General features: G+C 67.6%; 15 protein-coding genes. 2 read left to right on the top strand and 13 right to left on the bottom strand.

Going from position 1 to position 13,239, the window contains the following annotated elements; all coding sequences use genetic code 11:
* Positions 1-7: 7 nt before the first annotated feature.
* The 11 genes from DIE22_RS03010 to DIE22_RS02960 all read right to left on the bottom strand — a co-directional run bounded on the left by DIE22_RS03010 (position 8) and on the right by DIE22_RS02960 (position 9,839).
* The gene (locus DIE22_RS03010) at positions 8-1,498 is read right to left on the bottom strand and encodes an aldehyde dehydrogenase (protein WP_124604487.1); all 1,491 of its coding nucleotides are present in this window, start codon (positions 1,496-1,498) and stop codon (positions 8-10) included.
* A gap of 98 nt (positions 1,499-1,596) precedes the next feature.
* Positions 1,597-2,436, bottom strand: a complete 840-nt coding sequence (locus tag DIE22_RS03005; RefSeq protein WP_124604486.1) for an aspartate dehydrogenase — start codon at positions 2,434-2,436, stop codon at positions 1,597-1,599.
* The gene (locus DIE22_RS03000; protein WP_124604485.1) at positions 2,429-4,099 is read right to left on the bottom strand and encodes a thiamine pyrophosphate-binding protein; all 1,671 of its coding nucleotides are present in this window, start codon (positions 4,097-4,099) and stop codon (positions 2,429-2,431) included. Before DIE22_RS03000 ends, DIE22_RS03005 begins: the two co-directional genes overlap by 8 nt.
* Positions 4,092-4,889: an SDR family oxidoreductase gene (locus DIE22_RS02995; RefSeq protein WP_124604484.1), complete on the bottom strand. Its 798-nt coding sequence runs from the start codon at positions 4,887-4,889 to the stop codon at positions 4,092-4,094. Before DIE22_RS02995 ends, DIE22_RS03000 begins: the two co-directional genes overlap by 8 nt.
* Before the next feature lie 79 nt (positions 4,890-4,968).
* Positions 4,969-5,826, bottom strand: a complete 858-nt coding sequence (locus DIE22_RS02990) for an IclR family transcriptional regulator (RefSeq protein WP_124604483.1) — start codon at positions 5,824-5,826, stop codon at positions 4,969-4,971.
* Entirely contained in the window at positions 5,823-6,734 is a 912-nt protein-coding gene (locus DIE22_RS02985; protein ID WP_124604482.1) for an alpha/beta fold hydrolase, read from the bottom strand. The genes DIE22_RS02990 and DIE22_RS02985 overlap by 4 nt, the downstream gene beginning before the upstream one ends.
* An 18-nt stretch (positions 6,735-6,752) precedes the next feature.
* Complete coding sequence (locus DIE22_RS02980; protein ID WP_124497874.1) at positions 6,753-7,280, bottom strand: cupin domain-containing protein; 528 nt, start codon at positions 7,278-7,280, stop codon at positions 6,753-6,755.
* Between the two features lie 34 nt (positions 7,281-7,314).
* A complete protein-coding gene (locus DIE22_RS02975) occupies positions 7,315-8,085 on the bottom strand; it encodes an SDR family oxidoreductase (protein ID WP_124604481.1) in 771 nt (256 codons plus the stop codon).
* The gene (locus tag DIE22_RS02970; RefSeq protein WP_124604480.1) at positions 8,078-9,148 is read right to left on the bottom strand and encodes an aromatic ring-hydroxylating oxygenase subunit alpha; all 1,071 of its coding nucleotides are present in this window, start codon (positions 9,146-9,148) and stop codon (positions 8,078-8,080) included. Before DIE22_RS02970 ends, DIE22_RS02975 begins: the two co-directional genes overlap by 8 nt.
* A gap of 60 nt (positions 9,149-9,208) precedes the next feature.
* Positions 9,209-9,520 carry a recombinase-like helix-turn-helix domain-containing protein gene (locus tag DIE22_RS02965; RefSeq protein WP_121857174.1) on the bottom strand — a complete coding sequence of 104 codons (312 nt, stop codon included), beginning with the start codon at positions 9,518-9,520 and terminating at the stop codon, positions 9,209-9,211.
* Between the two features lies 1 nt (position 9,521).
* A complete protein-coding gene (locus DIE22_RS02960) occupies positions 9,522-9,839 on the bottom strand; it encodes a non-heme iron oxygenase ferredoxin subunit (protein ID WP_124497877.1) in 318 nt (105 codons plus the stop codon).
* Positions 9,840-9,911: 72 nt separating this feature from the next.
* Between DIE22_RS02960 and DIE22_RS02955 the strand changes: the two genes are divergently transcribed.
* Positions 9,912-10,307 carry a hypothetical protein gene (locus tag DIE22_RS02955; protein ID WP_124604479.1) on the top strand — a complete coding sequence of 132 codons (396 nt, stop codon included), beginning with the start codon at positions 9,912-9,914 and terminating at the stop codon, positions 10,305-10,307.
* Complete coding sequence (locus DIE22_RS02950; RefSeq protein ID WP_124604478.1) at positions 10,289-11,368, top strand: porin; 1,080 nt, start codon at positions 10,289-10,291, stop codon at positions 11,366-11,368. The genes DIE22_RS02955 and DIE22_RS02950 overlap by 19 nt, the downstream gene beginning before the upstream one ends.
* A 105-nt stretch (positions 11,369-11,473) precedes the next feature.
* Here DIE22_RS02950 and DIE22_RS02945 read toward each other — a convergent pair whose 3' ends face one another.
* Entirely contained in the window at positions 11,474-12,418 is a 945-nt protein-coding gene (locus tag DIE22_RS02945) for an IclR family transcriptional regulator (RefSeq protein WP_124604477.1), read from the bottom strand.
* A 379-nt stretch (positions 12,419-12,797) separates the two neighbouring features.
* Positions 12,798-13,004: a hypothetical protein gene (locus tag DIE22_RS02940; protein ID WP_006751287.1), complete on the bottom strand. Its 207-nt coding sequence runs from the start codon at positions 13,002-13,004 to the stop codon at positions 12,798-12,800.
* Between the last annotated feature and the right edge of the window lie 235 nt (positions 13,005-13,239).

The raw sequence follows: 13,239 nt of genomic DNA, 5'->3' as shown, positions 1-13,239 counted from the left end.
CCTTCGCTCAGTTCGCCCACGGCAGCGGCGCGTCGTTCAAGCCCCAGTAGAGGCTCTTCTGCTGCATGTACTCGCGGATGCCGAGACGCCCCTTCTCGCGGCCCATCCCGCTCTCCTTCCAGCCCGAGAACGGTGTGGAGATCGAGAACAGCTTGTACGTGTTGATCCAGACGGTGCCCGTCTCGAGCGCGCGCGCGGTGCGCCATGCGCGCTTGTAGTCGCGCGTCCAGATGCCGGCGGCGAGGCCGAACACGCTGTCGTTGGCCTGCGCGATCAGCGATGCCTCGTCGTCGAACGGCATCGCGACCAGCACCGGCCCGAAGATTTCTTCCTGGCAGATGCGCGCGCTGTTCGGCAAGCCTTCGAGAATCGTCGGCTGGTAGAAGAAGCCGTCCTCGCGCCCGTCGCCCGTCGGCCGCTCGCCGCCGCACAGCAGGCGGCCGCCTTCCTCCAGCCCGAGCGCGACGTAGCGCTCCACCGATTCGCGATGCTTCGCGGTGATCAGCGGACCCATCTGCGTGTCGGGCCGCGTCGGGTCGCCCACGCGCAGCCTGCGTGCGCCGGCCACCAGGCGCTGCATGAATTCGTCGTACACCGCGCGCTGCACGAACAGCCGCGAACCCGCGATGCACGCCTCGCCCGACGAGCTGAAGATGCCGTACAGCACGCCGTTGACCGCGTGATCAAGATCCGCGTCGTCGAACACGATCGTCGGCGACTTGCCGCCAAGCTCCAGCGACACCGGCATCAGCTTCTCCGCGGCGATGCGCGCGATGCCGCGACCCACTTCGGTGCCGCCGGTAAACGACACCTTCTTCACGAGCGGATGCCGCACCAGCACGTCGCCGATCACCGAGCCCTTGCCCGGCAGCACGCTCAGCACGCCCTTCGGCACGCCGGCTTCCTCGCAGATGCGGGCCAGCGCGAGCGACACGAGCGGCGTGACCTCGGCCGGCTTGAGCACCACCGCGTTGCCGCCGGCGAGCGCCGGCGCGAGCTTCTGCGCATCGGATGCGATCGGCGAGTTCCACGGCGTGATCGCCGCGATCACGCCGATCGGCTCGTGCACGCTCATCGTCAGGTAGTCGCCGCGCGACGGCGTCAGTTCTTCGTCGAGCGTCTCGAGGCAGGCCGCGAAATAGCGGAACGTATTGGCCGCGCTCGCGACCAGCACGCGCGTCTCGCCGATCGGCTTGCCGTTGTCGCGGCGCTGCAGGTTCGCGAGCGCCTCGTGACGCTGCATGATCAGGTCGGCGATCCGGTACAGCACCAGCGCGCGCTGGTGCGGCTTGAGCCCGGCCCAGTCGGCGCGACGCCATGCGGCGTCGGCGGCCACGACGGCTTCGGCCGCGTCTTCCGCGTTCGCCGTCGATACTTCCATGTTCAGCGACTGGTCGGCCGGATAGAGGCTCGCGTAAGGCGCGCCACGGCCGCGCCGCCACTCGCCGCCGATCAGGATGTCGCCGTCGGGTACGAGGCGCGTATCGAATGGAGTCATGTCACAAGTCCCACAAATCTGTCTCTGCGCAGCCGCCCGTGCCGTGGCGCAGGCGGCCGTTCAATGGCCCGGATGGCCGGACCGGCCGGGTTGTCCGTTCAGATCACGCAGCGGGCCGCGCGATTGCGCAGCGCGCGGATCGCGCAGTACGCGGTCAACGCGGACGTCTTCGGGTTGTCGGGCAACGGCTTGCCGCTCATCTCGAGCGACATCTCGCCGAATGCGCCGCGTGCGGTGATGCGGTGCACGTTGCGCGCGACGGCCGGATCGGCGATCAGGCGCACGCGCGTCGCGTCGAGGCCGAGGCCCGCCAGCGCGACGGTTGCCGCGACGTTCGCGTTCTTCGGATACAGCCGCGCGGCATCGCGTGCGGTGCCTTCGAAGATCACCTTCTCTTCGGTCATCGCGCGCAGGTCGCACAGTGCCTCCGCGGGCGTGCCGAGCCAGCCGAGCGGCGGCTTGCGGCCGACGTACAGCACCTCGTCGAGGCCGCCCTGCTTCGCCGACGCCAGCGCGTCGATCCCGCCGATCGCGCCGGACAGCAGCGTGAGCGTCGCGTCGCCTTCGTCGGCGGCCTGCGACAGCACGTCGAACAGCGCGAGATCGGACAGCGCGCCGATCGATGCGACCGCGCAATCGGTGCCGGCCTTCAGCAGCGGCACGACGTGATCGACGAGCGCGCTGTGGCCCGCGCATTCGAGCGCGAACTCGGGACGGCGGGCCAGCGCGTCGACCGACGACACGACCTCCACCGCCCCGCCGAGCTCGTGCTGCACCGCGTCGCGCTGGTGCTCGGGCACGATCACGTGCGCGACGCGCAACGACGCGTCGTGCTCGACCGCGTGATACACGGCGGCACCGATCGCGCCGAAGCCGATCATCACGACGTCGACGGGCGCATGCGCGTGTGCGTGGCCCGGGTTGCGTCCGTTAAGCATATTGGCGCTCCGACGGCGTTTCCTCCTTCTTCACCGGGGGACCCGCGAAGGCCGATGCGAACGAGCCGACCGACAGCATGTCGACCTCGACCATCACCGGTCCTTCCTTCGCGATCCCTTCGCGCACGATCGCTTCCGCCTGGTCGAGCGACGTGATCCGGTAGTGCGTGAGGCCGAAGCTCGCGCAGAACTGCGCGAAATCGGGCTGGTGCAGCTGCACGAAGCAGCGGCGGCCGCCGTAGTGCGCATCCTGGATGTTGCGGATCACGCCGTAGCACTGGTCGTTCATCAGCACGATCATCACGTTCGCGTTTTCCTGCACGGCCGTCACCAGCTCACCGACGTTGACCATCAGGCCGCCGTCGCCGACCAGGCAGACCGTCTTCGCGGCCGAACCGGCCAGCGCCGCGCCGATGCCCATCTGGATACCCTGGCCGATGCCGCCGCCGAGCGCATGCACGCCCGCGCGCGGCTCGAAGATCTTCAGCAGGCGGTTGCCCCACGTGCTGTTCGAAATCGTCACGTCGCGCACCCAGTTGTAGTCGCGGCCCACCGCGCCCTGCAGCGTGTCGACCAGCGTCTTGTACGGCCCGAGGCCCTCCGCCACGCTGGCGACGGCCTGCTCGCGCGCCGCCGCGAGATCGACCGCGAACTGCGGATCGACGGACAGGCGGCCTTCGAGACGGTCGGCCAACTCGGCCAGCACGCGCTTCGAATCGCCGTGCACGAACAGCTCGTTGCGATAGCCGCGGTTGTCGGCAAGCGCATCGGCGTCGACGCGGAACAGCGGCCGCGGCAGCGCGAGCTTGTACTTCAGCGTCTCGTTGCCGCGCAGGCGCGAGCCGACCACGACGAGCGCATCGCAGGTCTTGTAGAACGCTTCGACGGCCGAATGCACGTTGAACGCGCCGAGCGTCGCCGGGTGGTCTTCCGGCAGCACGCCGCGGCCCTGCACGCTCGTCACGACGCCGAAGCCGAGCTTCACGAGGCGTTCGACTTCCGCACGCGCATGGCGCGCACCGCCGCCCAGCCACAGCAGCGGACGGCGCTTGGCCGCCAGCGCGTCGGCGAGCTTCGCGACGCGTGCGTCGTCGTGCTCGCGCACCGCGACGTGCGCCGGCGCGAGGTCGTCCGGCCATTCGATTTCGGCGGCCTGGATGTCGATGGGAATCTCGACCGACACCGGGCCCGTCGGCGCGGTCTGCGCGATGCGCACCGCTTCGCGGATCGTCGGCAGCACGGTTTCGACCGTGCGCACGCGGAACGCGGCCTTCGAGATCGCGTCGAGCATCGTGAGCTGGTCCGGCGCTTCGTGGATGTATGCCAGATCCTGGTCGAGGTACGGCGTTTCGATCTGCCCCGTGATGTGCAGCAGCGCGGTGCCGGCCGTCAGCGCCTCGACCATCGCGCCGGCCGCGTTGCCCGCCGCCGTGCCCGTGCTCGTGAACGCGACGCCCAGGCCGCCCGACACGCGGGCCAGGCCATCGGCCATGTTCACCGCGCCCGCTTCACCGCGCGCGCCGACATACCGGATGTTGCCGCGCGAGTTGATCGCGTCGAGGATCGGCATGTTGTGGATCGAGATGACACCGAATGCGGTCTTGACGTCGCACTGCTCGAGAAAGGCGGCAATCAGCTCGCCAACCGTGGTTTTTTTAGACATGGCGTGCAAAGCCTCCAGAAACGTCGATATGGCTGCCCGTCGTATAGGACGACAGATGCGTTGCGAGATAAAAAAGTGCCCAGGCTGCCTCGTCAGGCGTGCCGAAGCGGTTCAGCGGAATGTTCTTCTTGCGGGCGAGCGCGCCCGTCCAGTCCTCCCAGCTTTCGCCGGCCTGCGCCTGCGCTTCGTAGCGGCGGCGCCACTGGCCCGACTCGACGATGCCGATCAGGATCGAGTTCACGCGGATGCGCTGCGGCGCCAGTTCGGTCGCGAGCGACTTCACGAGGCTCAGCACGCCCGCGCGCGCCGACGACGTCGCGACCATGTGCGGCTCCGGCTGCAGCGCGAGCAGCGAGTTCACGCAGGTGATGCTCGGCGCCTGCGCGTCGCGCAGCAGCGGCAGGAACGCGCGCGTCGGGCGGATGATGCTGAAGTACTTCAGTTCGAGCTCGTCGCGCCATGCGACGTCGGTCGTGTCGGCGAAGGTCGACACGCGGCCCTGGCCCGCGTTGTTGACGAGCATGTCGGCCCGGCCGAAGCGGTCGGACACGGCCTGCGCGAACGCGGCCACGTCGGCTTCGTCGAGTACGTCGCAGCGCACGGCGAGCAGTTGCGCCCCCGGGTATCGCTCGCCGAGCCTCGCTTCGGCGCGCGCGAGGCGTTCGCCGTCGCGGCCGCAAATCGCGACCGACGCGCCGGCCTGCAGGAACCGTTCGGCAGTCGCGAGGCCGATGCCGGACGAACCGCCCGTCACCACCGCCACCTGCCCGGTCAGATCGATCTCAATCATGTCGTCGGTCCTCGCCGGGCCGCCCCAAGAGGATTGACCGCCCCCTTGGGGGGCAGCGTGCGAAGCATGCGTGGGGGTCTCATTTCAATCCTAAAGCTTTGAGAAACGTGTGCTCGTCGTCCGAGCGGTAATTGAGCCGCCGCGACAGTTCCGCCGCCGCGCGCTGCACCTTGTCGATCAGCCCGTCGGCGATCAGCGCCGCGTCGATCTCCGGCCGCGGCACCGTCACCGTGATGCACGCGACGATCTTCTGCGTGTCGTTGCGCACCGGCGCCGTGACCACCGAGATGCCGCGCTCGAACGACGAATTGCTGACGCCGTAGCCGCGCAGCGCATCCTCGCGGATCACTTCGTACAACGCGTCGACCGATTCCGGCGTCGCGCTCGTCATCCGGTTCAGCTTGCCGTCCGGATACAGCGCACGCAGCTCCTTCAGCGACAGGTCGCCCATCAGCACGTGGCCATGGGTCGTCGCATGCGCGGGCAACCGCGTGCCGACGTTCACGCGAATCGAGCTGAACACCGGCGACTGGCTCTGCGCCTTCGCGACGAACACCACGTCGCGGCCGTCGCGGATCACGATGTGCGTCGTGAAGCCGGTCGCATCGCGCAGGCTCTCGATCACCGGCAGGCCGAGATCGGTCAGCTCGAGCGAGCTCAGGTATTCGAAGCCGAGCCGCAGCACGGCGATGCCGAGCTTGTAGTTGCGATCCTTGTCCGCGCGCTCGAGAAAGCCGAGCGATTCGAGCGTCTGCAGCAGACGGAACACCGTCGTGCGCGGAATGCCGAGGCGCTTGGACAGTTCCGGCGCACCGAGTACCGGCTCGCGCGGCGAGAATTCGGCGAGGATGCGCAAGCCGCGTTCGAGGCCCGGCACCACGTAGCTGGCCTCGGACTTCGCGGTGTCGGATTCTGGTTGTTGCAGCGGTTCGCTCATGCCCGCCCCCGCTGTTGATCGCACTGGCGACAAACAGCATCGATCAGTGCGGAATAGACATCCGGCGCTTCCACATAACCGGCGTGACCGGCCTGCGGAATCACCTGCAGCCCGACGTGCAGCGCGGCCGCGATACGTTCGCACGCGGCAGGCGGCGTGATCGCGTCGTGCGCGCCAACGGCCACCGCCGCGCGGCCCGTGAAGCCCGCGAGATCGGTTGCCAGGTCGGCGTTCGCGAGCAGATGCGTGGCCTGCGCATAGCCGGCCGGCACGATGCGCGCCATGTTCCAGCGCACCCACGCCCGCGCATCCTCGCTCGCGAATCCCGACAGCATGTTGCCGCTGCGCTGCTCGGCGAGCCCGGCCGGGCCGAGTTCGTCGAGCATGGCAAGGCGTGCATCGCGGCGCGTGTCGCGCGTTTGCGCGGGCGCGCTGCCGTAGCCGCCCGCGGGCGAGATCAGCAGCAGGCCGGCGATTCGCGCGGGCATCACGCGGGCCAACCCGCCCGCGATGATCGCGCCGAGCGAATGCCCGACCAGCACGCAACGCGCGATGCCGAGTGCCTCGAGCCACGCGTTGAGCGACGCCGCGTAATCGGCGGCCGCCGGCGACGTGCCGTGCACGGGGGTCGACACGCCGTAGCCGGGCGCATCCCACGCGAGCACGCGGCGCGACGCGCCGAGCGTGTCGAGCTGGCGCACCCACGATGCGGCGCCCGAGCCGATCCCGTGCAGCAGCACGACGGGCAGCGCGTGGCCCGCATGCTGCGCGCCGGCCTCGCCTGCGCCAGCCTCACGGTAGCCGATCGTGCCCGCCGCGCCGGCTTCGCAGCGCTGTTCGGGAAACTGCCCGAGCAGCGCGGCGAACGCCGCGGTGCGGTCGCGTTCACGTTTGTCGATGACACGCATTGCTTGCTCCGCCCCGTCTCAGCGCTTGATCTTCGCGAGCGGCGAATCCGGCGGATACGTCGGCGTGATGGGCTTCGGCGAACCGAGCATCACGCACATCAGCGCGTCTTCCTCGCCGATGTTGATTTCCGTGCGATACACGCCCGGCGGCACCGAGATCAGGTCGCGCTCGCCGAGGACTGCTTCCCAGGTCTCGCCGTCGCGCTCGCAGATCACCTTCATCCTGCCGCGCAGCACGAAGAAGATTTCCTCGACGTCGATGTGGATGTGGCTCGGGCCGATGTTGCCGGCCGGGATGACCATCGTCGAAAACGTGAAGTTGCCGGCCGGCACCGTGTTGACGTCCTTCGCGACGCCCGTGCCGCCCGTGCCGACGTAGCGCATCTGCGCACGGCGATACTTCGGGTCGTAGTCGGCCTGGAACTTCAGCGCGTCCCAGTCGTAGCGCCGCGTCGCATGGCGCGCGACACGCCCTTCCATCCAGTCGCCGAAGCTTGCGCCTTCCGGCTGGTCCCACGACTTGCGTTCGAGATCTGCGTCCGCCATCGTCCTCTCCTTCATTCCCAGTGAAAACTTCAATTCAATTCATCACGAAGCCGCCGTTCACCGGCAGCAGTTGACCCGTCACGAAGCGCGCGCCGTCCGACAGCAGGAACAGCACCGGGCCCGTCACGTCGTCGGGCACCTGCGTGCGCGTCAGCGCACGGCCCTGCATGTAGAACGCATGGCGTTCAGCCGGCACGTAGGCCGTCGCCTCGACTTCGGTGAGCCCCGGCGCGATCGCGTTGACCGTCACGCCGTGCGCGCCGAACTCGCGTGCCTGCGCATGCGTCATCGCGATCACGGCGCCCTTGCTCGCGACGTACGCGAGCAGCTTCGGCGCGCCCCACAGCGCGGTGTCCGATGCGAGGTTCACGATCGCGCCGCGGCCCGAGCGCGCAAGGTGCGGCAGCGCCGCATTGCTGACGAGCCACACGCCGCGCACGTTCACGTTCATCACGGCATCCCAGGTCGACACGTCGAGTTCCGTCGACAGCTTGCCGCCCGAGTTCGTGATCGCCGCGTTGTTGATCAGCGCGTCGATGCCGCCGAGGGCTGCCGCGCCCTGCGCGACGAATGCGTCGACGCTCGCCGGATCGGCCAGGTCGAGCGCGAGGAAATGCGCGGTGTGGCCGGCTTGCACGAGCTGCGCGGCCAGCGCGCGGCCTTCGTCGACGAGCACGTCGCCGAACGCGACCTGCGCGCCCGCTTCGACCAGCGCCTTCACGAACGCGGCGCCGAGACCGCGCGCGCCGCCCGTGACGAGCACGCGGCGCCCCGGCAGCGACACGACCGGTGCGGACTCAGCCATTCGCCGGCTCCGCCGCGGCGTGCGCCGCACGGTGCGCGTCAAGCGCGGACAGGTGCTCCTGCGCGCGCTGGCGCAGCATCCGGCGCACGCGCGTGATGCCGACGTCGTGCTGGTACAGGTATTCGTGATCGCGCGCATGCGGCGCGAGGCTTTCGAGGACGTAGCGGTCCTGCTCGAGCACGTCCCAGTGCAGGCCCTCGAGGCGGTTGCGGTACATGAAGCGCCACACGTCGCGCTGCCAGCCGCTGACCTTGCGGGTGCGCCAGAAGTAGACCTGGCAGTTGTCGCCGTCGACCGGCGTCGCGAAGCCGACGATCCCGAAGTTGCCGCCCGGGCCGAACTTCTGCTTGTACGGAATCGCGAGACGCATCCACAGGCAGCCCGTTTCGCCGAGCTCGACCCAGTCGAAGTTCACGTCGCGCTGGCCGATCTTCTCGAACATCAGGCCCGTTTCCGTCTTGCGCACGCGCATCTCGGCCTGCTTGTCGCCTTCGGCCATCGAGTGCGACGTCGCGTGCAGGTACGCGCCGTGCATCGGGTCCATCACGTTGTCGATCGCGTACTGGTAATTGCACTTCCAGTTCGACACGCACAGGAAATGGCCGTACTCGTCGGCGACCAGTTCTTCCGGCAGGTTCAGCGGCGCCGGTTCGCCGTGCGCTTCGTCGCCGAACCACAGGAAGATCGCGCCGGCCTGTTCTTCGACCGGATACGACTTCACGCACTTCGTGCCTTCGAGCGGACAGTTCGCGACCGCCGGCACGCGGCTGACCGTGCCGCCGCCGTCGACTTCGATGCCGTGATACCAGCAGGCGATGTTGCCGCCGAGGTTCCAGCCGAGCGACAGGCGCGCGCCGCGGTGCGGGCAGCGATCTTCCAGCGCGTGGACCTTGCCCTCGTGATCGCGCCACAGCACGATCTGCTCGGACAGGCGCGTGAGGCCGACAGGCGCGTTCGACACCTGCCAGCTCGGGGCGACGGGATACCAGTAGTTCTTGATGCCGCGGTCGAGGTAGTCGCGGACCGGGTCGTGTTGGGCTTCGTGTTGGTCGGGGGACGTCATCAGTGTGCTCCGGATGCGGTTGTCGGGTCGGCGCTCAGGCGCCCGGCGCGGTCGCTGCGGTCATTCCGCGAGCGAGGCCATTTCGGCGCGGAAACGCTCGGCGGTCCAGGCGGTGCCGTCCGGTGCGCGAAAGCCGATGCGGTTCAGGCCCGCGACGACATCGTCCAGCTCGGTCGCACCGCTCTCGAACACGCGTTCGAGCGCATCGCCGAGATCGTTCTCGTACTGCGTCGGCGCGGCCTTGCGGTTCTGCCAGACCTGGTTCTCGACCTGGCCCGGGATCTCGATCTGCCCCTTGCCGGCGACGTTGTTCGGCTGAGGCGCCACCCACGGCTTCAGGAAGGGATTGAAGTTGACGGTCGCTTCTTTCATGTCATTCCACCTTGACTTGGATTTCTTCACCCGCAAGGCGCACCGCGTACTGCTTCAGCGCGCGCCCGCCCGGGCCCTTCAGGCATTCGCCCGTCCTGATGTCGAACACGGCCTCGTGCAGCGGGCATTCGACCGTGCCCTCGTCGACGAACCCCTGCGTCAGCAGCGCGTACGCATGCGGGCACACGTTCTCGAGCGCATACACCTCGTCGCCGACGCGGTAGATCCCGATTTCGACACCGTCGGTCCGCTTGAACTCGATCGGCGTGTCTTCCGACAGCGCGCCGGCGTGCCCGGCGCAAATCCATTGTTCAGACATCTCACACCCTTCCTTCTGATCGACTCTCGGTTCGCTCCTGACTTGTTCCATATCCGGAACAGCAGTTTATGGATGGTGATTATAGAAGCGGCTTTCCACGAGCAAAACAAAAAGCTGCATGCCCTAGGGAAAACACCGACCGTTGAGTCGACGCGCTCCGCCGCAACGCCCATCAAATGTAATTTTGTGTTTTCGGCCGGGCATTTAAGTCTGTTTTTCCGGATTCTCCAACCCGCGTTGCGGATCGCCGTCATCCCCATCCGGCCCGATAAATTTATTTTTGATACGGTGCACGACACCTCTATACTCCATTCCATCAAAGGCACATTGTTCCTTATATGGAACATAAAGAATGCCCGCCCCGGTGGCGGAAACGCGCGACGGCCGGCCGTCCCCGCGCCCGCCGCCACGGCATGTTTTCCGTCAGGTTTGGAGAGTCAGGAGATCAAATGCTCAAGCAAGCGGTAGCAGCAGCAGTCATCGGAATGAGCGCCGTGTCCGGCGCGTGGGCGCAGAGCAGCGTAGTGCTGTACGGCAGCATGGATGCCGGCGTCGCGTACGTGAACAACGTCGGCGGCCATGCGAAGTGGGCAATGATCCAGGGCAACACGCAGCCCGACCGGTGGGGCCTGAAAGGCAAGGAAGACCTGGGCGGCGGCCTGTCGGCGATCTTCCAGCTGGAAAACGGCTTCTATACGAACAACGGCCAGTTCGCGACCGCGAACACGATCTGGAACCGCGCGGCGTTCGTCGGGCTCAGCTCGGAGCGCTACGGCACGCTGACGCTCGGCCGCCAGACGCCGCTGACGTTCGACTATCTCGATCCGCTCAGCACCGCGTATCTCGCGATGAGCTGGTATGCGTTCCACCCCGGCAACATCGACGGGCTCGCCGCGACCGGCAACGTGCCGTACAACAACGCGGTCAAGTACCGTTCGCCGAGCTTCGGCGGCTTCTCGGCCGCGGCGACGATGGCGCTCGGCAACACGACGAACTTCTCGACCGGCAAGTCGGTCGGCGTCGCGCTGAACTATGCGAACGGGCCGTTCAAGGCGTCAGCCGTCTATTCGAACGAGCACGACCGCTCGATCCTGGTCGGCCAGACGGGGATCACGTCGTTCCAGGGGCAGAACACCGCGAACGGCTATCTGGCGAACAAGGTCGAGAACATCGGCGCGGGCGCGTCGTACCAGATCGGCGACTTCCTCGTGCACGGCCTCTACACGCGCGTGAAGATGCAGTCGAACGGGTTTTCCGACACGTTCCAGAGCTACGACGCGGGCGTGAACTATCGCAGCAGCGCGTTCAACACGATCGCGGGCGGCGCGGCGACCACGACGCTGGCCGGCCGCCGCTGGACGCAGGTCGAGCTCGGCGACATCTATTCGCTGTCCAAGCGCACGCAGCTCTATGCGAACGTGCTGTTCGAGCACGGCTCGGGCGGTGCGAAGGCCGCGTTCTTCACGGCCGGCGCGTCGAGCACCGCGAACCAGGTGATCGTGCTGACCGGCATTCATCATTCGTTCTGAGCGGCGACGGGCGCACGCGCCCGATGACGAAAACGAAAAGAGCAGCCGTTGGGCTGCTCTATTTTTGCTGGCGAAGCCGTGCGATGCGGCGGCCTGCTCGACAGGTCAGAACATCGCGACCCGATGGCGCGCGTGCGCGAATGTCGGGTCGCTTTCGAGCGGCCGGTAGTTCAGGCGCTGCGACAGGTCGACCGCCGCGCCGCATACCGCTTCGACGAGCCGCTCCTTCTCGCCGGCCTCGCCGATTTCCGAGCGCGGCACCGTCGCCGTGATGGCCGAGACGATCGCGCCCGAATGCTCGCGCACGGGCGCGGTCACCGCCGAGATGCCGCTCTCGAACGCGGCCTCGCTGACCGCATAACCGAGCCGCGCGTAATGACGCACGCGCTCGTACAGCTCGTCGACGGTGCCCGGCGTGCGCTCGGTGAACTGCTCGAGCCGCTTTTCCGGATACAGCTGGCGCAGCGCGTCGCGCGTGAGGTCGCCCATCAGCACGTGGCCGTGCACGGTCGCGTGCGCGGGCAACCGCGTGCCGACGTGCACCTTCACCGAACCGAACATCGACGTGTTGCTCTGTGCCTTCGCGACGAACACCACATCGCGCTGGTCGCGGATCAGCAGGTGCGTCGACAGGCCCGTCGCGTCGCGCAGCCGTTCGAGCACCGGCGCGCCGAGGTCGGTCAGTTCCAGCGAATTCAGGTATTCGAAGCCGAGCCGCATCACGCCGACACCGAGCCGGAAATAGCGGTCGCCGTTCACGCGCTCGAGAAAGCCGAGCGCTTCGAGCGTCTGCAGCAGACGGAAGGTGGTCGTGCGCGGGATGCCGATGCGCTTCGACAGTTCGGGCGCGCCGAGCACCGGCTCGCGCGCGGAGAATTCGGCGAGGATCCGCAGCCCGCGTTCGAGGCCCGGAACCAGATACGACGACGCGCCGCCGGACGATTCGTCGTCGCCCGCGCCCGGCTTCGACGCGTCGTGGTCGACGTCGTCGCTGGCTGCCGCGCGCGGCGCGCTTGCCGGCTTCGCCGGCGGTTTCGGTGCACCGCTCATCGTTGGATTGACCCTGTGCACATGGACGGAATGAAAGCGTTCACGAAAGACCCGCAATGCTTGATTATGGAATTTCGACCGAGTCGGATCAACACGATCCCGCGCAGGTGGCCGACGGCGCGGTGCGCCCGACCGGACAGCCGGACTGTCATATAGCCTGATGCGATCGAAAGAATAACAGCGATAGACAGGACTGCCCACCGGAACGTCGCCGGGTACCGTGGCGGCAGTGAACGACGGGCAAATGCGAGCGCACCGCATGCGATGTCGCATACGGATCGATTCGGGCAAGTCGGAAAGGAGGGAAAGGAACAGGAAAACGCGTGACAACGAACGACCACGCCGGGCCGGGATCGGGATTGGGGTCGGCGCGACGGCGTCAGGCCGTCACGGTGTCGTCATACTCGGCGCGCGCGCGCTGGCCGGCGGCATAGGCATCGGCTTCGCCGCGAAAGCCGTCCGTGCTGAATGCGACGACTTTCACGCCAACGCCGGACGCCCGCTTCACCGTCAGCGCCCATTGCCATCCGCCGTCTTGTTCGAAGACGTGCAGCGAGGATTCGAGGGATGAGTCCAGTACGGTCACGGGTTATGCTCCTGCCCTATGGGTCCCATTGGCCACGCATCGGGCATGTCGAAAAAATGCGCCGGTTCGCGGCGCGTTTCAGCTATTCGATAGTCTAGTCAAGGAATGTTGCGACGCACCATCAGGGCTTACACTTGCCTATCGGAACCAGGTGGTCGATCGAATCCGCCTGAAAACCCTTGCGGCACGGGCCTCGCGGGCATGGTTGCGCCGCACCATACAGCACTCGTGCGGC

Origin of the sequence: Burkholderia sp. Bp9142, from assembly GCF_003853415.1 — a bacterium.
In the GTDB taxonomy this organism is placed as follows: domain Bacteria; phylum Pseudomonadota; class Gammaproteobacteria; order Burkholderiales; family Burkholderiaceae; genus Burkholderia.
This window is presented reverse-complemented; position numbering and strand designations above follow the sequence as displayed.

Coding starts and splice junctions, on each gene's coding strand:
- DIE22_RS02950 (WP_124604478.1), top strand. CDS start 10,289: ATGCTCAAGCAAGCGGTAGCAGCAGCAGTCATCGGAATGAGCGCCGTG.
- DIE22_RS02990 (WP_124604483.1), bottom strand. CDS start 5,826: ATGAGCGAACCGCTGCAACAACCAGAATCCGACACCGCGAAGTCCGAG.
- DIE22_RS02980 (WP_124497874.1), bottom strand. CDS start 7,280: ATGGCGGACGCAGATCTCGAACGCAAGTCGTGGGACCAGCCGGAAGGC.
- DIE22_RS02995 (WP_124604484.1), bottom strand. CDS start 4,889: ATGATTGAGATCGATCTGACCGGGCAGGTGGCGGTGGTGACGGGCGGT.
- DIE22_RS03010 (WP_124604487.1), bottom strand. CDS start 1,498: ATGACTCCATTCGATACGCGCCTCGTACCCGACGGCGACATCCTGATC.
- DIE22_RS02975 (WP_124604481.1), bottom strand. CDS start 8,085: ATGGCTGAGTCCGCACCGGTCGTGTCGCTGCCGGGGCGCCGCGTGCTC.
- DIE22_RS03000 (WP_124604485.1), bottom strand. CDS start 4,099: ATGTCTAAAAAAACCACGGTTGGCGAGCTGATTGCCGCCTTTCTCGAG.
- DIE22_RS02985 (WP_124604482.1), bottom strand. CDS start 6,734: ATGCGTGTCATCGACAAACGTGAACGCGACCGCACCGCGGCGTTCGCC.
- DIE22_RS02970 (WP_124604480.1), bottom strand. CDS start 9,148: ATGACGTCCCCCGACCAACACGAAGCCCAACACGACCCGGTCCGCGAC.
- DIE22_RS02955 (WP_124604479.1), top strand. CDS start 9,912: ATGGTGATTATAGAAGCGGCTTTCCACGAGCAAAACAAAAAGCTGCAT.
- DIE22_RS02945 (WP_124604477.1), bottom strand. CDS start 12,418: ATGAGCGGTGCACCGAAACCGCCGGCGAAGCCGGCAAGCGCGCCGCGC.
- DIE22_RS02965 (WP_121857174.1), bottom strand. CDS start 9,520: ATGAAAGAAGCGACCGTCAACTTCAATCCCTTCCTGAAGCCGTGGGTG.
- DIE22_RS02960 (WP_124497877.1), bottom strand. CDS start 9,839: ATGTCTGAACAATGGATTTGCGCCGGGCACGCCGGCGCGCTGTCGGAA.
- DIE22_RS03005 (WP_124604486.1), bottom strand. CDS start 2,436: ATGCTTAACGGACGCAACCCGGGCCACGCACACGCGCATGCGCCCGTC.